General features: G+C 63.7%; 16 protein-coding genes. 7 read left to right on the top strand and 9 right to left on the bottom strand.

Annotated elements, in window-relative coordinates; genetic code table 11:
* Nucleotides 1-21: 21 nt before the first annotated feature.
* The 3 genes from ACT01B_RS02115 to groES form a co-directional block, all read right to left on the bottom strand.
* Nucleotides 22-1143, bottom strand: a complete 1122-nt coding sequence (locus ACT01B_RS02115; RefSeq protein ID WP_445145750.1) for a VirK/YbjX family protein — start codon at nt 1141-1143, stop codon at nt 22-24.
* 179 nt (nt 1144-1322) lie between these two features.
* Nucleotides 1323-2966, bottom strand: coding sequence for a chaperonin GroEL (gene groL / locus ACT01B_RS02110; protein WP_445145749.1), 1644 nt, complete (start codon nt 2964-2966; stop codon nt 1323-1325).
* Nucleotides 2967-3068: 102 nt separating this feature from the next.
* A complete protein-coding gene (gene groES, locus ACT01B_RS02105) occupies nt 3069-3362 on the bottom strand; it encodes a co-chaperone GroES (protein ID WP_445145748.1) in 294 nt (97 codons plus the stop codon).
* Nucleotides 3363-3631: 269 nt separating this feature from the next.
* Here groES and ACT01B_RS02100 point away from each other — a divergent pair, with 269 nt between their 5' ends.
* Together ACT01B_RS02100 and cutA are read left to right on the top strand one after the other, a co-directional pair.
* Nucleotides 3632-4282, top strand: coding sequence for a class II aldolase/adducin family protein (locus ACT01B_RS02100; protein ID WP_445145747.1), 651 nt, complete (start codon nt 3632-3634; stop codon nt 4280-4282).
* Entirely contained in the window at nt 4282-4602 is a 321-nt protein-coding gene (gene cutA, locus ACT01B_RS02095) for a divalent-cation tolerance protein CutA (RefSeq protein WP_445145746.1), read from the top strand. Before ACT01B_RS02100 ends, cutA begins: the two co-directional genes overlap by 1 nt.
* 13 nt (nt 4603-4615) lie before the next feature.
* Here cutA and ACT01B_RS02090 read toward each other — a convergent pair whose 3' ends face one another.
* From ACT01B_RS02090 to pdxR, 6 genes are all read right to left on the bottom strand, one after another.
* Entirely contained in the window at nt 4616-4942 is a 327-nt protein-coding gene (locus ACT01B_RS02090; protein ID WP_445145745.1) for an FxLYD domain-containing protein, read from the bottom strand.
* Nucleotides 4943-5135: 193 nt separating this feature from the next.
* Entirely contained in the window at nt 5136-6566 is a 1431-nt protein-coding gene (locus tag ACT01B_RS02085) for a nitrilase-related carbon-nitrogen hydrolase (RefSeq protein WP_445145744.1), read from the bottom strand.
* Complete coding sequence (locus tag ACT01B_RS02080) at nt 6550-7134, bottom strand: TetR/AcrR family transcriptional regulator (RefSeq protein WP_445145743.1); 585 nt, start codon at nt 7132-7134, stop codon at nt 6550-6552. Before ACT01B_RS02080 ends, ACT01B_RS02085 begins: the two co-directional genes overlap by 17 nt.
* 421 nt (nt 7135-7555) lie before the next feature.
* Nucleotides 7556-10642 carry an efflux RND transporter permease subunit gene (locus tag ACT01B_RS02075; protein WP_445145742.1) on the bottom strand — a complete coding sequence of 1029 codons (3087 nt, stop codon included), beginning with the start codon at nt 10640-10642 and terminating at the stop codon, nt 7556-7558.
* Nucleotides 10643-10654: 12 nt separating this feature from the next.
* On the bottom strand, nt 10655-11782 hold the full coding sequence (locus tag ACT01B_RS02070; protein WP_445145741.1) for an efflux RND transporter periplasmic adaptor subunit: 1128 nt from the start codon (nt 11780-11782) through the stop codon (nt 10655-10657).
* 352 nt (nt 11783-12134) lie between these two features.
* Entirely contained in the window at nt 12135-13586 is a 1452-nt protein-coding gene (pdxR, locus tag ACT01B_RS02065; protein WP_445145740.1) for a MocR-like pyridoxine biosynthesis transcription factor PdxR, read from the bottom strand.
* Between the two features lie 119 nt (nt 13587-13705).
* Between pdxR and ACT01B_RS02060 the strand changes: the two genes are divergently transcribed.
* The 5 genes from ACT01B_RS02060 to aroQ all read left to right on the top strand — a co-directional run bounded on the left by ACT01B_RS02060 (nt 13706) and on the right by aroQ (nt 18886).
* On the top strand, nt 13706-14410 hold the full coding sequence (locus ACT01B_RS02060; protein WP_445145739.1) for a glutathione binding-like protein: 705 nt from the start codon (nt 13706-13708) through the stop codon (nt 14408-14410).
* Nucleotides 14411-14508: 98 nt separating this feature from the next.
* Complete coding sequence (locus tag ACT01B_RS02055; RefSeq protein ID WP_445145738.1) at nt 14509-15417, top strand: DMT family transporter; 909 nt, start codon at nt 14509-14511, stop codon at nt 15415-15417.
* Nucleotides 15418-15495: 78 nt separating this feature from the next.
* Entirely contained in the window at nt 15496-17730 is a 2235-nt protein-coding gene (locus tag ACT01B_RS02050) for a protein-disulfide reductase DsbD family protein (protein ID WP_445145737.1), read from the top strand.
* Entirely contained in the window at nt 17727-18272 is a 546-nt protein-coding gene (locus ACT01B_RS02045) for a peroxiredoxin family protein (protein WP_445145736.1), read from the top strand. Before ACT01B_RS02050 ends, ACT01B_RS02045 begins: the two co-directional genes overlap by 4 nt.
* A 152-nt stretch (nt 18273-18424) precedes the next feature.
* Nucleotides 18425-18886: a type II 3-dehydroquinate dehydratase gene (aroQ, locus tag ACT01B_RS02040; RefSeq protein WP_445145735.1), complete on the top strand. Its 462-nt coding sequence runs from the start codon at nt 18425-18427 to the stop codon at nt 18884-18886.
* Nucleotides 18887-18918 lie beyond the last annotated feature (32 nt).

The following is an 18918-nucleotide window of genomic DNA, read 5'->3' as shown; positions in this document are numbered from 1 at the left end:
CTTGCTTCGCTTCGGATTTGACTAGCTTGTCCACGCTGCTTCCCGAAGAGCGCCTGCAAGAGACGGCATGGATTCTAGCGTAGCGACCGCAGCGGGCACGTCGAAGCGCTGCGGCGACTCACCCAGGGCATCACGCAGCATTTGCTCGGCCTGCCAGCACAGCTCACGGCGACGACGGTAAAGGGCACGATGCTTGCTCGGCACGTCAGACTCGGCACGCTGGTGAAGCGTCGATGGCATCAGGAACCAACCCTCACTGGTTTCCACGCCACCCTGCTCCCGCCAGAAAGCGTCGTAGTCGGCATGAAACCGTTGACGGCCGCGCAACGGATGTCCGGCGTTGCCAACCGCCAGCATGCGGCGCACTCCGCATTGCGCTGCAAACGCATAGGCCAGCGTCAGCATGAGTTGCTTGGGACGCAGGCCATGCAGGTGGCGGGTCAGTTCACGTACCCGCTCGCGGGCGTGCTCGCCGTCCGGACCCTGGAGGCAACCGATGGCAAGCGTCGACTCGTCGTCGATGATGGTCAGGACCAGCCGATAGAGCGGATCGCCATTCATCTCGCTGAGCTCGATGCACAACTCACCCTCGCAACCCATGAAGACGGGTGGCCGCAGATGCAACGCCAGCTGGCTGCCGTCCTTCAAGGTCAACTGACCGAGGCTGGCTCGCCCCCGAACATAGATGTCATCGAACAGCTTCGGGGGCAACCGATGCAGCATGTGGCGGTAGTGGCACTGCAGGCTACGCAGGCGGGTCGCGCGATGCCAATGCCGATGGATGAAACGATGCAGATGACGCTCAAGCACACGTGGATCACAGGTGATGCAGGCTCGCATGAGCGGATGCGCTTGGGCGAATGCCAGGAAGCGCTGATGCTGGCGTGGCAGGGACGAAGCGCGCACCAGGTACTTCGCGGCCATCACGGCACGCTGGAACGGGTTGCCCACCCAGTCGCCGCGATCCCGCAGCGAACCTAGCCATAACGCTGGCTTGAAGTGGCCATCCCTGGCACTCGGCTCCTTCGACGGCATGGTCACACGCGGGTGCGACGCACCCGTGACTACGCGAAGTTCGCGCTCCAGACCCTGCTGCGCCGCAAAGGCGCAGCCACTGGCCGCGAATACGAGGTCGGCGTCCAAGGTGTCAGTCCCTGACAGAAGCTTCCGTTGGTTCATGGCGCGCGGCCCGCGTAGTAGCTGTGACCTGTCTAAGACGTGCGGGGACGCAAAAACGGAAATGGATCAGTGAAAAAATCTGCGAAAAAAGAAAACCCCGCACAAGGCGGGGTTTCCTCTTAGTGCTGGCTTGAGGGCCGGACTTAGAAGTCCATGCCGCCCATGCCGCCCATGCCACCGCCGCCGCCGTGCGAATGACCTTCATCCTTCTTCGGCACTTCGGTCACGGCCGCTTCGGTCGTGATGATGGAACCAGCCACCGAGGCCGCGAACTGCAGGGCCGAACGGGTCACCTTGGTCGGGTCCAGGATGCCGAAGGCGATCATGTCGCCGAACTGGCCGGTAGCCGCGTCGTAACCGAAGTTACCGGTGCCTTCCTTCACCTTGTTGAGGATGACGGACGGCTCGTCGCCAGCGTTGGCGACGATGGCGCGCAGCGGGGATTCCAGCGCACGACGGGTGATGGCAATACCCAGGTCCTGATCCGCGTTGTGACCCTTCAGGCCTTCCAGAGCCTTCAGAGCGCGGATCAGCGCCACGCCACCACCGGGGACCACGCCTTCTTCCACTGCAGCGCGGGTCGCGTGCAGGGCGTCTTCGACGCGAGCCTTCTTTTCCTTCATCTCGACTTCGGTCGCAGCGCCCACCTTGATGACGGCCACGCCACCAGCCAGCTTGGCCACACGCTCCTGCAGCTTCTCGCGGTCGTAGTCCGAAGAGGTCTCTTCGATCTGCGCCTTGATCTGGGCAATGCGCGACTGGATGCGCTCGGCTTCGCCGGCGCCGTCGATGATGGTGGTGTTTTCCTTGGTGATCACGACGCGCTTGGCACGGCCCAGATCGGTGATCGTGGCCTTCTCAAGGGCCAGACCGACTTCCTCGGAGATCACCACGCCATTGGTGAGGATGGCGATGTCTTCCAGGATGGCCTTGCGACGGTCGCCGAAGCCCGGCGCCTTCACGGCGGCAACCTTGACGATACCGCGGATGGTGTTGACCACCAGGGTCGCCAGGGCTTCGCCCTCGACTTCCTCGGCCACGATCAGCAGCGGCTTGCCAGCCTTGGCAACGGCTTCCAGCACCGGCAGCAGCTCACGGACGTTGGAGACCTTCTTGTCGTGGATGAGGATGAACGGGTCGTCCAACTCAACCTGCTGCGACTGCTGGTTGTTGATGAAGTACGGCGACAGGTAGCCGCGATCGAACTGCATGCCTTCGACGACGTCGAGCTCGTTCTCGAGACCCGAGCCTTCCTCAACGGTGATCACGCCTTCCTTGCCGACCTTCTTCATCGCGGTAGCGATGATGTCGCCGATGTTGGTATCGGAGTTGGCCGAGATGGTGCCGACCTGGGCAATCGCCTTGTCGTCAGCGGTCGGGTTGGAGAGCTTCTTCAGCTCGCCCACAGCGGCAGCCACGGCCTGGTCGATGCCGCGCTTCAGGTCCATCGGGTTCATGCCGGCGGCCACAGCCTTGAGGCCTTCCTGGATGAACGCCTGGGCCAGCACGGTAGCCGTGGTGGTGCCGTCGCCGGCCACGTCGGAGGTCTTGGAAGCGGCTTCCTTGACGATCTGGGCGCCGATGTTCTCGTACTTGTCGGCCAGTTCGATTTCCTTGGCCACGGACACGCCGTCCTTGGTCACGGTCGGGACGCCGAAGCTCTTCTCGATCACCACGTTGCGGCCCTTCGGACCCAGGGTGACCTTGACCGCATTGGCCAGGGTGTTCACACCCTTGAGCATGCGTGCGCGTACGTCTTCGCCGAAGCGGACTTCTTTAGCTGCCATAAAATTTTTGCCTCAAAAATTTTGAATAGGAATGGGTTCTTGATCTTGTTCTTGCAGACCGGCAAGCGCGGCTATCGCGCTAAGACCGAGCGTCTCTCAAGATCAGCCTTCAATAACCGCAACGATGTCGTCTTCCTTCAGGAAGACCAGCTCTTCGCCTTCGATCTTGATTTCCTGGCCGGCGTACTTGCCGAACAGCACCACGTCGCCTTCCTTCAGCGACATCGGGCGCACGTTGCCGTCGTCCAGGATGCGGCCGGTACCGGCAGCAATGACCTTGCCGCGGGTCGGCTTTTCGGTGGCGCTGTCAGGAATGACGATGCCGCCAGCGGAGACGCGCTCTTCTTCGAGACGCTTGACGATGACGCGATCGTGCAGCGGACGCAGTTTGCTCATGGGTGGGCTCCAGCTTGGTTGGATGGGTTGAACAGAATTGGGACCCCGGAGCGGCGCCAGTGATGGCGCTGTTAGCACTCCCCGGAGGTGAGTGCCAATTCTAACGACGCAAAGCCCCTTAGCAAGAGGCGCCGGTCCGATGGCTGCATCTTCCAATGGGGGGGAGGGGGAGGCCTTTCAAGGGCTGGCCGGTCTCCGGGGGCCATCGACAAGCCCCGCGTGAGCGACGACGATGAAGGCGTCCCGCACCATCAAGGCCATCGACCGCCGTGAGCGCCGAGCTGACGCTACGCAAGGAAATCGTCGCCCAGGGGGCGAAACTGGCCGCATCCGGCTTGAGCCAAGGGACTTCGGGCAACCTCAGCACCCGCTGCGGGACCGGTTTCCTGATCACCCCGAGCGGCACGCCTTACGAGGAAATCGCCCCGGAAGGGGTCGTCCTGGTCGACAGGGATGGGCACTGGAACCCAGCGCTACGCCCATCGAGCGAATGGCGCTTCCACCGCGATATCTATGCCGCGCGGGCCGATGTCGAGGCCGTGGTCCACGTCCACCCGCCCTATGGCACGGCGCTGGCCATGTGCCGCATGGATATTCCGGCCGCGCACTACATGATTGCCGTCGGTGGCGGCGATTCGATCCGCTGCGCGGACTATCACACCTACGGCACCCAGGCCCTCTCGGATGCGGTAGTGCGGGCGCTGGAGGGGCGTTTGGCCTGCCTGATGGCCAACCACGGCCTGATCGCCACCGGCAGCTCCATGACCCAGGCCATGTGGCGAGCCATCGAGGTGGAAATCCTGGCCAAGCAGTACGCCCTGGCTCTGCAGGTCGGCACCCCGGTGTTGCTGACCGCCGACGAGGCCGCCCAGGTGCTGGAAAAATTCGCCAACTACGGCCTGATGGCGCCGAGACCGTGATGTCCGATACGGTCCTGCTCTGTTATTGCACCTGCCCGGACGCCAGCAGCGCCCAGGTCCTGGCCGACGCCCTGGTCGGCGAGGGGCTGGCCGCCTGTGTCAACCACCTGCCCGAGATCCGTTCCACCTATCGCTGGGAAGGCAAGGTGGTCACCGACAGCGAGGTATTGCTGCTGATCAAGACCACCGAAAGCCGGTTTGCTGCGCTCAAGGAGAGGGTTTTGGCCCTGCATCCCTACGAGCTGCCCGAGTTAATCGCCGTGCCGGTGGCACGGGGCCATGCCGCTTATCTGGACTGGGTGCGCGCGAGCGTCAACTGACCCGCCATGGACGCTACTCAGTCTCGACACGCAACAGGCGGGCCCGGCTGACATTTCCACGCGCCTGGGCATGAAATTTCCATGTCTGGCCCGGTTCGAGGTCACGCACCTCGTCCACCGCGTTGCCGATCGCGCGCCCCCTGGCATCGAAAAGCCGAAATTTGACCCGGGTGGCGTGGATCCGCGCCGGGCTCACGTTGGTCAGCGTGCCCACCACCTTGTTGCGGCCAGGCGTCACGTCACGCTCGACACGATACGAGCCCACGCGCACGGCGTGTCTCAATGGCTTGCTGGCAGCTGTGGCCATCGCCGTTGTGGCCAGACCGAGGCCGAGCAGCATCAAGGCGACCCGACCAAGACGCTGCAAGCGCCGTGCATGTGATTCCAACGTCTTACCTTCCACCCAACCTCCAGATACCGGTGCGCTTCACTGCGCCCGTTGCTCAAGTCGCAGCACGGCGTGCCGCCGTGCAAATTCTCGCGTGCGAAGCGTGCTGATGGAAACCTCGGCCAGCCCGCGAACAGAAACGCTACTAGCGATCGCCTGCGCGGCGTGGCAGCAAGGCCAGTGCCAGGCATGCCGCCAAGGCGATCAGGTTGAGCCACGCGAACCAGTCACCCCAGCGGGCATACAGCGTACGCGTGTCGTGCAGCGGGAGGTTGCCTACCAGTTCGGCGTCATGCGCTTCGCTGGAAGCCTCGGCCACGACTCTACCCCGGTCATCACTTAACGTAAGGCGGCCGGAGCGCGCCGCACGAGCGATGGCGAAGCCGTTTTCCACACCACGCATGATCGCCATGCGGCTATGCAGCCAGCCGTCGATGCTGAAGTCCCACGCGGGTACCAGCAGCAGTTGCGCATGGCGCGCCGCATAGCCGTGGCCAACATCGTGGAAGTCCATGTCCTTGCAGACGGCCAGTCCGATCCGTGGCGTGCCGGCCAACAGGGTGTAGCTGTCGCCCGGCGTGTATTGGCGTTCAAAGCCGGGGATCAGGTGACGCTTGTTGTAAGTGGCCGGCGCCATGCCGCCGGATGGGAGCACCATCAACATGTTGCGTTCGGCGCGCGGATCGCCCTTGAAATCGATGCCGGCGCCGATGGTCAGTGCGTGCTGCTCGGCCAGCGCGGCGAATGCCGGTACGGTCGCATCGCTGGTGACGAAGGACGTTTCCGGGATCAGCACGAGCTTGGCGCCGGCGTTCGCCAGGCGACCGATGGCGTCGACATAGCGTGCCTCCAGCGCCTGGCCATCCGCATCTGCCAAGGCGGGCCGGATCGGCTTCTCCAACGACACCAGGCCAATACGCATCGTCGTCGTGGCAGGTGCCTGCAGTCGCCCATAACCGTAGCCGACGGCAGCCATGATCAATAGCGCGGTCATCGCGGCCACCACGATGCGGCCACGCTTCGTGGCTTGCGGTGCGGTTTGTATGGCGATGGCAGTCGGCACCAGTAGCACCAGAAAGCCGATCCCCCAGATACCCGACAGGGCGGCAACCTGGATGATCGCAAGCGCATCCATCTGCGTGTAGCCGATGCTTCCGAAGGTGCCGTGCGGCGAAACCAGGCTGTTGATGTATTCGATGGCGACCCAGGCCGTCGGCATCGCCCATGCCGCCGCCAGGGTATGGCCACGCAGCAGCAGTCGCCGGAACAGCAGCACGCACAACGCCAACGCGAGGCCGGGCATACCGATGGCGTACACGATGAACGGCAGCGGCAGACCGATGTAGGTGTGCAGATAGGTCCACTGATTGAGACCACCGATCGTCAGTGCCACGAAGGCCGCCAGCGCTGCCAAGCGCGTGCGAACGCGAGGAGCAAGCCATAGCACCGGCAATGGCGCGAGCCAGGTCAACCACCATAGCGGTTGAATGCCACTGCCGAACCACCAGCCCAGTGCGGCCAGTGCCGTCGCCACCCACCAGGTCAGCGGCGCGAAACCCTCAGGCTTTGATGCCATTGATCAATCTCCGAACCGATTGGTTGTAGAAGGCGCGAAACTGCGCCTCGTCGTAACTGAAGCGCCCGGCGCGATAAAGGGCGATCAAGCCATGCTGCTGCGCCCAGATCGCCATGGTGACGTCGTGCGGGTCGTCTTGCTTCAGCACACCCTGGGCCATGCCTTCAACGACAGCGTTGAGCACGACGTTGAAGGTGGGCGAATGGCCCGCACGAAAATCCTCGGGATAACGCCGCGCATCATCACGGCGCACTGAAAACGCGTGGTCGAACAAATGCGGATGCGCCAGCGCGTAGTCCAGATAAGGCTCGACCAGCGCCATCAGTCGCTTCAGCACATCGGGGTGCTGTGTGCGGCGCGCACTCCATTCATGCGCGACGGCGTTGAAGCTGTCGTCAGAAAGCCTCTTCAGCAATGCATCGCGGGTGGGAAAGTGGCGGTAGATCGCCATCGGCGTGATGCCCACCGCATCGGCCACGCGGCGCATGGTCACGGCATCGGCGCCGTCGCGATCGAACAGCTTGTGCGCAGCCCGGAGGATTTTCTCGGCAGTGGTCAAGCGAGTCATGTATACATCGTATACATGAAGATCGCGGCGACGCAATGGGTCATGCGGGCTATCTGTCTTTCATCAAGAAGACCGCGCAAGACAGTGAACGTCCCTCCGTCACGGTCGATGCCTTGGTCAGCGGGCCTTCCAGGCGTCATGCCGACGGCGAATACTTAGCTCGCCCGATCCGGGATGCGCGCATCCGGCTGCGACTTCAACCGGTCGCTGCAACACATGGTTGGAATCGTGCTGCCGGTGTCTCGAGGTTCAAGGTCTTTCTAGGATGTCCATTCAACTGGCGAGCTACGGCGAATATTGCCCCAAACCTTTGCATGTCGCCCCTATGCCCCATCCAGCGGATGTCCGCGTTCGTGCCCATGCGCCATCCAGATGGTGCTCCGTCCAGCGCCGTAAGCTCCAGTGGCGATGCGGCGCTTCATTAGACGTGACCCCCAGCCTTACGCAACCGATGCGTGCTGAATCTGTCCAGCAGGAGATAGATCACGGGGGTCGTGTAGAGCGTAAGGATCTGCGAAATCAGCAGCCCGCCCACGATCGCGATGCCAAGTGGTCGCCGCAGTTCCGCGCCGGCACCCGAGCCGAACGCAAGCGGCAACGCGCCGAGCAGCGCCGCCATGGTCGTCATCATGATCGGCCGAAACCGCAGCAGGCACGCTTCGTAGATGGCCTGCTCGGGTGACAACCCTCGCTCCTGCTCGGCGGCCAGGGCGAAGTCGACCATCATGATGCCGTTCTTCTTGACGATGCCGATCAAGAGGATCACGCCGATCAGGGCGACCAGGGAGAACTCGTAGTGAAACAGCATCAGGGCGCCGAGCGCGCCGATGCCGGCCGATGGCAAGGTCGAGAGTATCGTCAATGGATGGATGTAGCTCTCGTAAAGCATGCCGAGAATGATGTAGATGGCCAGGATCGCAGCGGCTATGAGCAGCGGCTGATTGGCAAGCGATGCCTTGAAGGCCTGGGCCGAGCCCTGGAATATCGCGGTGAGAGCCGTCGGCTTTCCTAGCTGCGCGCCCTTGGCATCAATCGCGGCTACGGCCTCGCTCAGCGAGTGACCCGGCGCCAGGTTGAATGAAAGCGTCACCGCGGGGAATTGCCCGTCATGATTTACCGTAAGTGGCGCAGACGAGTGCTCCAGGTGAATAAACGACGATAGCGGCACCTGCTTGGCGTCATTCCCCGTGAGGTAAAGCTGTCGCAGCGCATTTTCGTCCAGCTGATACTTGGGGTCGACTTCAAGCACGACACGGTAGACATTGAGCTGCGTATAGAACGTGGCGACCTGACGTTGACCAAATGCGTCGTTCAGGGTGTCGTCGACCATCTGGGGCGTAATGCCGACCCTGCTCATCGTGTCGCGATCAAAGACCGCCTTCAGGCGAGGGGCCACCGGCTCCAGATCGCCTTCAACGTCCTGGATGACCGCAACGTCACGCAATGCTTTGAGCATGATAGGCGCCCATTGCCGCAGTTCCTCCAGGTTCGAATCGCGCAACGTGTATTGAAATTGCGACTTGCTTACGCGCGCGCCAATCTGCAGATCCTGGCGCGCTTGCAGCGAAAGTGAAATGCCCGGTATTTGGGCAACCTGCGGGCGCAAGCGCTTGATCACCTCGTACACCGATTCGGAGCGCTGCCCGAAAGGCTTCAGGTCGATCAGCATGCGTCCGATGTTGACCGAAGGGTCACCTTCCACCCAGTAGTAGACGTGCTCAATGGCGGGATCGCGTTCGACGACGGCAGCCAGTGCATGCATGCGCTCGACCATCGCGGGATAGGAAATATCCTGCGATGCCTCGGTGACGCCGGCGATGAGTCCATTGTCCTGCTGCGGAAAGAACCCCTTGGGAATGACAACGTACATGAAGATGGTGCCTACAAGCGTTGCCGCGGCAATCGCCAGCATCCACTTTCTATGCGCCAATGCCTGTCTTAGACCCTTCGCATAAACCTCCTGCAAGCGACTGAAGAAGGCCTCCGCCAGGTGATGAAAGTGGCCACGCCCATGCGCCGTTTGGCTTGTGAGAAAGCGTGCGCACAACATGGGCGTCAAGGTCAGTGATATGGCGCCGGAGATAAGTATCGCTATCCCCGCCGTCATGGCGAATTCGCGAAATAGACGCCCTACCAGGCCGCCCATAAAAAGCAGCGGGATGAACACGGCGACCAGCGACACCGTCATGGAAAGGATCGTAAAAGCGATCTCGCGCGAACCCTTGGACGCCGCCTCCAGGGGCGTGTCGCCATGCTCGATGTGCCTGAGTATGTTCTCGAGCATGACGATGGCATCATCGACGACGAAGCCGATGACCACCGTGAGTGCCATCAAGGAGACGTTGTCGAGGCTGTAGCCGACGACGTTCATCGCGGCCAGGGTGCCAAGGAGGGACAGCGGAATGGTGATAGCCGGAATAAGCGTGGCACGTAGATCGAGCAAGAACGCATAGACGACGGCGACAACCAGGATGACGCTTAGCAGTAGCGTAAACTGCAGGTCGACGACCGACGCCCGGATGGTTTGCGTGCGGTCACCGAGCAACACCATATGGATCGACGCCGGCAAGTCGTGCGTTAGACGCGGCAGCTCCGCCTTGACGCTCTCCACCGTCTGGTTGATGTTGAAGCCGATTTGCTTGTGAACGTCGAGCATCACGGCCTGATGCCCTTTGAACCACGCGCCTTGCCGAATATCCTCGACACTGGGCACGACGGTAGCAACGTCGCGCAGTCGAACCGGTGCACCCCCTCGAAACGCTACGACAAGATCGGCATAGCTGGCTGCGTCGAAGAGCTGGTCGCTGGCATCGAGCGTAACCGCCTGATGCTCTCCGTTGAGGGTTCCCTTGGGTGCGTTCACCGTCGAGGCGGCAATGGCCGCGCGTATGTCCTCAAGGCTCAGGCCCATGGCGGCGATGGCGGCAGGATTGATACGCACCCGTACCGCTGGCTTCTGCTGGCCGTGATAGTCGACAACGCCAACACCGCGGACACGCGCGATCTCCGGTGCGAGATAATTTTCGGCGTAGTCATCCACCTGAGCGATCGGCATGATGTCCGAATAGACCGCGATGGTCATCAACAGCGCGTCGGCTGGATTCGCCTTCTCGAATGTTGGCGGATGAGGAAGGTTCTTCGGGAGATCGCCGGAAGCCGCATTGATCGCAGTCTGGACATCCAGTGCGGCGCTGTCGATGGTCCGGGAAAGGTCGAACTCCACCTCGATGGAGCTCGATCCCAGTGAGCTCGTTGACGTCAGCGCGGTAACGCCCGGCATCACCGCCAGCGCACGCTCAAGTGGCGCCGTCACCGACGATGCCATGGTCTCGGCGCTTGCGCCGGGCAGTGATGCATTGATGGATATCGTCGGTATATCGACCTGCGGCACGCCGGCGATCGGCAGCTGGGTATAACTGATGACTCCAAGGAAAAGGATGCCAAGCATCAGGAGGGAGGTCGCGATCGGGCGACGAATGAAGATCGCCGAGAAATTGAAGGCGCTCATGAGGCCGATCCGTCAGCGATCATGGACGGTATGTTCGACGACACGGACGTGTGTCCCGTCCTCCAGCTTGAATTGACCCTCGACAACTACACGCTCACCCTTGGTGATGCCGCGTGCAATAACGCTACGATTGTCTTCCGTGGAAGCGACATCGACGGGGCGCAATGCAGCGGTATTGTCGGCATTGATGACATAGACGTAGGTACCGTTTGAACCCTGTTGCACAGCCGTCGCGGGGACCGTCATCGCACCATGCTCTACCGCCAGCACGATACGCAGGACGACAAACTGGCCCGGCCAGAGCGACTCGTTCGTGTTCTCGAACGTTGCCTTGCAGTGAATAGTGCCTGTGGTGGCATCGATCTGGTTGTCGATGAGGCTCAACACGCCCTTGCCAAGCTCCTGGCTCGCGTCACGGCTTTTCGCGACAACCTCAACCGGAGCCTGGTGTTGCGCCGAGAGCATGGCTGGCAGCGCGTCCTGCGGTAGCGTGAAGCTCACGGAGATAGGCTGAACCTGTGTGATCAGCACAAGCCCATTCGTATCGCTGGCGTGCACCATATTCCCCGCGTCGACCAGGCGCGCTCCTGTCAGGCCATCCAGGGGCGCTCGAATCGCCGCGTAGTCCAGCTCGTTGTGAGCGTTATCGATCTGGGCCTGATCCATAGCCACGGTCGCCTTCAGCTCTTCGGCCTGTGCTCGCGTGCTGTCCAGTGTCTGCGCGGGCACGATGTTTCGATTGGCCAGATACGAGAAGCGCGTTATGTCGCGCTCCACGTTCGCGAGTTGTGCCGCATCGTGCGCCTTCTGCGCCAGCGCCATATGGAGCTGGTTTTCAAACGGGCGCGGATCAATCTGCGCCAGCAGATCGCCCCGACGCACCCGTTGTCCCTCAACGAATGCAACGCGCTCAAGCGTCCCATCGACTCGCGCACGGACCAACACCGTATTGAAAGCCTGGACCGTCCCGATGGTGGACAACACCAGGGGAGCGTCGCGCAGCTCAACAGGCGCAAGCACAACCGGAACACTATGAGGATCCGTTGCGCTCTTGGCGGAGGAAGACGACTCGGGCCGATAGAGGCACCACGCCGCTAGTACGAGCAAGCCCGCTACCGGCAGTACAAACAGCTTCTTCACGATGCCCCATCCCCTGAACGCCACAAGTCAGGAGATCCAGCTTACGCATGAAGACTTATCGTTAGATTAGGGCGGCGCCGCCGTCCGCGCCTCCGCCACCCCACGCCAGGGCGCTGCGGGAGCAACGCATAGATGATTATCCGGGTAGCTTTGCTTGCACTCGGCAAATGTGTGAGATTTGCTTCATCCGGATGTCAGTTTGCGCACTCACTAAGACCAAGTGGCGCCGTCATCGGTGGATAGGTGAGTCGAGTGCCGAATGTCCGCTACCGTTGCCCGGTCATAGCCAGTGCCCCGAACAGGATCAACGAGCGTTACGAACGGAGCTGGCCATCGCCACCGATCACCCCACTCACTTAGCTCGATGGGCATCAAGCAGCTGGCCTAGCAGACGCGCCGCCTCCTCGATGCGAGCCGCGGGAATCATGCCCAGGCCGAAGGCCAAGCCGTTGGGTGCGCTATCGCCAATCGCGTAGTCCTGCAGCGATTCAATCCGCAGCCCTAGCTCCGCTGCATGGCCGATCAGTGCGTCGAGCCTGATGGGTGCAGACAGTGTCGCTGCCAGATGCAGGCCAGCGTCGGCTGCCAGCGGCTGGAGCATGCGGTCCGCCTGGTGAGACAAGGCATCGAGCAAGCTAGCGCGGCGCTCGCCGTAGATGCGCCGCATCTTGCGTACGTGCCGGGCGAGATGCCCTTCGGCGATGAACAAGGCCAAGGTATCCTGCGCCAGCACATCGCTATGCCAATCGCTCAATTGGCGCGCACGCGCCAGGGCCGCCATCGCCCAAGGTGGCGTCACCATGTAGCCAAGGCGAAGTGCCGGGAACAGGCTCTTGGAGAACGTGCCTACGTAGAACACTACGCCATCGCGATCGAGTGTCTGCAAGGCGTCGAGCGGACGACCGCCGTAACGGAATTCGCCGTCGTAGTCGTCCTCGATCACGACTGCGCCATGCTGTCGCGCAAACGCCAGCAGCGCCAGCCGACGAGAGGGCGACATCACCATACCCAGCGGGAACTGGTGCGATGGCGTCACGTAGATCACCCGCGCGTCGATGGGAATGCGCTCCACTACGAGGCCTTCGCCATCGACCGGCACCGGCACCACATGGGCGCCCACCGCCTCGAATGCCGCGCGCAGCGGCGGATAACCCGGGTCTTCCACTGCCACCATCGTCCGCCCCGGCATCACCAGGAGACGCGCGAGCAGATCGAACGCTTGCTGCGCACCATTGGTCACCATGATGTCGTCCGCGCGGCAGGCCACGGCGCGGGTAAACGAGATATGGCCGGCGATGGCGTGGCGCAGCGACAGGCGGCCCTCGGCCGCGTCGTAGATGGCCGGCGTGCGCGACAACGTGCGCAGCGCTCGTGCCGACAGGCGACGCCAGATATCGAAAGGAAAGCGCGACGTATCGGGCAGCCCTACACGCAGGTCGTAGCGCACCGGCGCCACGCCGCTGATCGGCATCGGCAGGGTCGCCTCGCGCCAGCGCGGATGCAGCCGCAGATCACCGCCAGCCGCACGTGGACGCGGCGGTGCGGGCCGGCTGCCGAGGACGTCGGCGACCCTATAACCCGCACCTTGCCGCGCCGAGACGTAGCCCTCACTGAGCAGCCGGTCATAGGCGGATACCACAGTGTTGCGCGACACTCCCAGTGACCCCGCCAGCGCACGCGTCGAAGGCAGGGTCTGACCGCCCCGAAGTCGCCCATCCAGGATCGCCGCCCGCAACTGCCCGTGCAGCGCCTGCAGGCGACCGCGCGCCGGAAGCTCGAGGGGGAAAGCCAAAAGCTGATCCATGGCGCGCTAGCCGGGCTGCCTCACTGGACCTAGAGATTTCTCCTTATCTGGATCTTTTTCAAGACCAGTGAGCCGTCGACACTAGCATCGCCCATCCACCCGCCTGCAGGAGTCCCATCATGATCGAGCTGTATTTCGCCGCCACGCCGAACGGCCTCAAGCTCAAGCTGTTCCTGGAGGAAGCCGGCCTGCCGTACTTCGTCACGCCGGTGAATATCGGCAAGGGCGAGCAATTCACGCCGGAATTCCTGGCTATTTCGCCGAACAACAAGATTCCCGCCATCGTCGATCACGCGCCGGCGGGCGGTGGTGCGCCGATCACCTTGTTCGAGTCGGGCGCGATCATGCTTTACCTGGCCGAGAAAGCCGGCCGCCTGATTCCGACCGAGATCCAGGGCCGCGCCCAGGTATTGCAGTGGTTGTTCTGGCAGATGGCCGGGCTGGGGCCGATGGCGGGACAGATCGGGCATTTCAACGTGTACGCGCCGGAGCAAGTGCCGTATGCGATCGACCGCTACACCCGAGAGACCGCCCGCCTCTATGGCGTGCTGAACCAGCGCCTGGCGGATCGCGAATTCATCGCAGGCGATTTCTCGATCGCCGATATCGCCTGCTACCCGTGGATCGTGCCGCATGAGGCGCACGGCCAGACGCTGTCCGATTTCCCGCACCTGGAACGCTGGTTCGTGGCGATGTCGCAGCGGCCGGCCACCCTGCGCACCTATGAGGGCGTCGCCAACGTCTATGCCGCGCGCCAACGCGACATCTCGGAGGAGGAACGCCGCGTGCTGTTCGGCCAGGGCGGAACCCCTGATAGCCGGTGAGGGTCTGTAACCCTCCCGACTTCAGCGGCGAAGACTACTGACAGGTCTCGTCACTACCCTGAACTACCGTTGCCGCACGTACCCACGAGTCCCTCGCCATGAAGAAGTCCGACATCGCCGCGCTGCTGCTACTGGGTGCCATCTGGGGCGCGTCGTTCCTGTTTATGCGCATGGGTGCCGACCAGTTCGGCGGCATGGCGCTGGCGGGCATGCGTGCCATCGGCGCGGCGGTGTGCTCGCTGCCGCTGCTGCTGTCGCGCCGGCGACTGGCCGAGATGCGCACGCATTGGCGCCCGATCGCCATTGTGGGCCTGGCCAATTCAGCGTTGCCGTTCGTGCTGTTCTCCTACGCCGCGCAAAGCCTTCCGGCCGGCGTCTCGGCGATTTCCGATGCCATCGCGCCCCTGCTGGTGGCCGCCTCCGGCTGGATGTGGCTGGGCGAGCGGCTCGACGCCACGCGCGCCAGCGGGCTGCTGATCGGCCTGACCGGCGTGGTGTGGCTGGTCGCCGGCACGGTCGGCTTCGGCCATGGGGGCGAGGCGACGGGCTGGGCGATGGCGGCCTGTGTCGGCGCCAATGTCTGCTACACCTTCGGCGCCCATTACAGCCAGCGACGGCTGCGCGGGGTGGCCCCGCTCTCGGTAGCGACCGGTAGCCAGGTGGCCGCGGCCGTGTTGTTGCTGCCCTTCACCGTCTGGCTGTGGCCGGCGAAGATGCCGGGCGTGCAGGCCTGGCTAGCCATGTTCGGTCTCGCTGCCGCCTGCACCTCGATCGCCTATGTCTTGTTCTACCGACTGATGTCACGCATTGGCGCCACCAAGTCCATGGCCGTGCTGTACCTGATTCCGGTGTTCGGTGTGCTGTGGGGGCTGGTCTTCTTGCACGAGCCGGTGACCCCGGCCATGGCCGGCGGCTGCACCATCATCCTGCTCGGCGTGGCGTTGACCACCGGGCTGGTGCGATTGCGCCCCTTCGCAACCAAGGTCGCCGCCATGGAAGAGGCCTGAACAATCGCTTCCGGCTGGCTGAGCGATAATCCTTCTTCGCCTGCGCTCCGGCGCAGGCTCTTCCTCGCTGGAGCTGCAATGCGTCCGATCCGCCCAGGCCAAGTGGCCGCTCGATTCTCTGCCCTGCTTTGTCTGTGGTTCGCCCTCTGCCTGAGCGCCCTGCCTGCCTTGGCGCAGGACGACACCGATGGCCTGCTGGCAGTGACCGAGGCGTACAAGCTCAGCGCCGACACCTCGACGCCGGGCGTAGTGAAGCTGCACTGGATCATCGCGCCCGACTATTACCTCTACCGCGGCCGCATGAAGTTCAAGGGCGGCGATGGGGTAAGCCTGGGCGAAGCGCAGCTGCCCGATGGCGAGAAGCACCACGACGAGTACCTGGGCGATGTGGAGACGTATCACCACAGCATCGACGCCAGCATTCCCTACACGCTGGCAGCCGGCACCACCCGACTCAAGTTGAGCGTGCAGTACCAGGGCTGCCACGAGGTCGATCCAAAGATCTGTTACCCGCCCAATACCGAGCATCTGGATCTGGCGTTGCCGGCGGGCCCGGTCGCCTCCAGCGGCACGGGCAACGCCTTCGGCGCCGCGCTGGGCAAGCTGGGCGCTGGCAGCAAGACCGCCCCCGCAGGCATGGACAGCGCTGCGCTGCCTGCCGACCAGGCTTTCCAGTTCGAGGCCTTGGCCAAGGACCGCCAGCACCTGCTGCTGCGCTGGACCATGCCCAAGGGTTATTACCTGTATCGCGACCAGACCACCTTGCACCTGAAGGATGCCGACGGCCTGACCCTGGCCAAGCCGGAGTGGCCGGCCGGCGTGATGCATAACGACCCGCATTTCGGCCAGACCACGGTCTACTTCGACCAGGTCGAACTGCCGGTGACCATTCAAGGCGACACCTCGGGCCACCAGACGCTGGCGCTGGAAGCGAGTTTCCAGGGCTGCCAGGACGGTGGCCTGTGCTATCCGATGATGACCCGCGCGCTGAGCATCGACCTGGGCAGCGCAACACCGACCAGCGGCATGGCCGCTGAGCCGGCGCCGGAGATGCCGCCGGCCAGCGTCACGGCCCCGGCCCTCGAAGTTAGCCTGCTTAGCGCCCTGCTGCTCGCCCTGGGCGGCGGCCTGGTGCTGAACCTGATGCCTTGCGTGTTGCCGGTGCTGTCGATCAAGGCCGTCGGCCTGCTGGAAAGTGGCGAGAACCCGGCCCGCAGACGCAAACATGCGCTCTTCTATACGGCAGGCGTGCTGTGCAGTTTCATGCTGATCGGCATTGGCATCGTCAGCTTGCGTTCGGCCGGACATGCACTGGGCTGGGGCGCGCAGCTGCAGCAGCCGCTGGTCGTGGGCGTGCTGGCCTGTGTGATGCTGGCCGTCGGTCTGTCCATGTCGGGCGTGGTGCAGTTCGGCACTTCGCTGGGCAACGTAGGCAACTCGCTGGCGACTCGCTCGGGTCCTGCCGGTGATTTCTTCACCGGCGTACTCGCGGTGGCGGTGGCCAGCCCTTGCACGGCGCCGCTGATGGGCACGGCGCTGGCCTACGCGTTCGCTGCGCCCATGCTCAACGCGCTGCTGGTGTTCTTCACCCTGGGTGTGGGTCTGGCCCTGCCTTTCCTGCTGATCGGCTTCGTACCTGCGCTGGCCCGGCTGCTGCCGCGTCCGGGCGCCTGGATGGAAACGCTCAAGCAGGTGCTGGCCTTCCCGATGTATCTCACCGCCGTGTGGCTGGTGTGGGTGCTGGCACACCAGCGCGGTGCGGATGCCGTGGGCCTGGTGCTGGTGGCGGCGGTGCTGCTGGCGATGACGCTATGGTGGTTCGAGCGCAGCCGCTCGCGTGGCGGGGTCTCGCGAGCGCTGGTCGCGCTGCTGGCCTTGGCCACCCTGGTGCCGCTGTATTACCTGGCCCATGTGCCCGCCCCGACAGCCGCCGCGGTGGCCGAGGACGGCGTGGTGGCTTACACGCCCGAGAAGCTGGCCGAACTGCGCAAGGCCGGCACGCCGGTGTTCGTGGACATGACCGCCGACTGGTGCGTCACCTGCAAGGCCAACGAGCACGCCGTGCTCGATACGGACGGCTTCCGCGACCTGCTCAAGCGCACCGGCGCGGTTTATATGAAGGGTGACTGGACCGACGTGAACCCGACCATTGCCGCCTTCCTGCAGCAGTACCACTCGCCGGGCGTACCTCTATATGTGGTGTTCCCGAAGGACGGCGGCGACGGCAAGAAGCTGCCCACCGTGCTGACTTCTTCCCTGGTCGAATCCGCCCTGACCAGGGCGGCGGGCACGCCGGTCGCCGCCAGCCCATGATGTTGAGTCGCAGCAACTGGACCATCCTGGGCCTGGCTGTGCTGGTCGCCGCGGCGGGCGGCTGGATGCAGCACGCCAGCGAGCGCGCCCGTGTACCGGCTGGCGTTCAGGTGGCCGAACGCGGTGACATCGCGCCCGACCTGACCCTGAGCGATGTGGACGGCAAGCCGCATCGCCTGTCCGAGTACCGCGGTCGCCGGGTGCTGCTCAACTTCTGGGCGACCTGGTGCGGCCCCTGCCTGCAGGAGATGCCAGCCCTGGTCAAAGCCCAGGCGAACGTCGGCGAAAAGGGAGCCATCGTCGTCGGCATTGCGATGGACGATCCGGAACGCGTGCGCGCCTTCCTGGCCGGGCATCCGTTGAATTATCCGGTGCTGCTGGGCCGGATTGACAGCCCCAGCACGTCGCTTCTGCTGGGCAACGTCGGCGAATTGCTGCCTTACAGCGTGCTACTGGACGAGAACGGTCGTGTGCTAGCCAGCCGCCGGGGCGCCCTGGAAATGTCGCAGTTGCAGCAATGGCTGAAGCCAGCCGCGCTATGACGCGGTTTCATCTGACCATACGTCCGCGCACGGCTTAACGTTAACTTCTCCTTCAAACATCGCCGAACAGCGCCGAACTGGACAACATTGGCCACTACGCGCACACTCCGCGCCGGAAGCCGGCCCAGCCGGTTCGAGCTCAAGGTGTGGGTGTGGCGAAGATCCTGGTCCTGCACGGACCCAATCTCAATTTGCTGGGCGTGCGCGAGCCGGAGATCTACGGCCGCGAGACCTTGGCCGATATCGACGCCTTGCTGGCATCGCGCGCGCAGGCTGCCGGCCATACCCTGGTTTCGCTCCAGTCCAACGCCGAGCATGGCTTGATCGACCGCATCCATCAGGCTCGCCTGGATGGCACGGCGATCATCCTGATCAACCCAGGCGCCTTCACCCATACCAGCATCGCCCTGCGCGATGCGCTGGCGGGGGTGTCGATCCCCTTCATCGAGTTGCACCTGTCCAACGTGCATGCGCGCGAGTCCTTCCGCCAGCACTCGTATCTCTCGGACATCGCCGTTGGCGTGATCTGCGGCTTCGGCGCGGACAGCTACCGGCTGGCATTGGATGCCGCCCTGCATCGGCTCGATCGGGCTGCGGCATCCACCGCCGCCTGATTCACGGCCACCACCCATTCCACATCCGGCCG

Source organism: Dyella sp. Tek66A03, assembly GCF_052567735.1.
Note: the sequence above shows the minus strand (reverse complement) of the source record. Positions and strands in the feature narration are given on the sequence as shown.

Coding starts and splice junctions, on each gene's coding strand:
- ACT01B_RS02080 (WP_445145743.1), bottom strand. CDS start 7,134: ATGACTCGCTTGACCACTGCCGAGAAAATCCTCCGGGCTGCGCACAAG.
- cutA (WP_445145746.1), top strand. CDS start 4,282: ATGTCCGATACGGTCCTGCTCTGTTATTGCACCTGCCCGGACGCCAGC.
- ACT01B_RS02050 (WP_445145737.1), top strand. CDS start 15,496: ATGCGTCCGATCCGCCCAGGCCAAGTGGCCGCTCGATTCTCTGCCCTG.
- groES (WP_445145748.1), bottom strand. CDS start 3,362: ATGAGCAAACTGCGTCCGCTGCACGATCGCGTCATCGTCAAGCGTCTC.
- ACT01B_RS02055 (WP_445145738.1), top strand. CDS start 14,509: ATGAAGAAGTCCGACATCGCCGCGCTGCTGCTACTGGGTGCCATCTGG.
- ACT01B_RS02075 (WP_445145742.1), bottom strand. CDS start 10,642: ATGAGCGCCTTCAATTTCTCGGCGATCTTCATTCGTCGCCCGATCGCG.
- ACT01B_RS02090 (WP_445145745.1), bottom strand. CDS start 4,942: ATGCTGCTCGGCCTCGGTCTGGCCACAACGGCGATGGCCACAGCTGCC.
- groL (WP_445145749.1), bottom strand. CDS start 2,966: ATGGCAGCTAAAGAAGTCCGCTTCGGCGAAGACGTACGCGCACGCATG.
- ACT01B_RS02060 (WP_445145739.1), top strand. CDS start 13,706: ATGATCGAGCTGTATTTCGCCGCCACGCCGAACGGCCTCAAGCTCAAG.
- ACT01B_RS02045 (WP_445145736.1), top strand. CDS start 17,727: ATGATGTTGAGTCGCAGCAACTGGACCATCCTGGGCCTGGCTGTGCTG.
- pdxR (WP_445145740.1), bottom strand. CDS start 13,586: ATGGATCAGCTTTTGGCTTTCCCCCTCGAGCTTCCGGCGCGCGGTCGC.
- ACT01B_RS02085 (WP_445145744.1), bottom strand. CDS start 6,566: ATGGCATCAAAGCCTGAGGGTTTCGCGCCGCTGACCTGGTGGGTGGCG.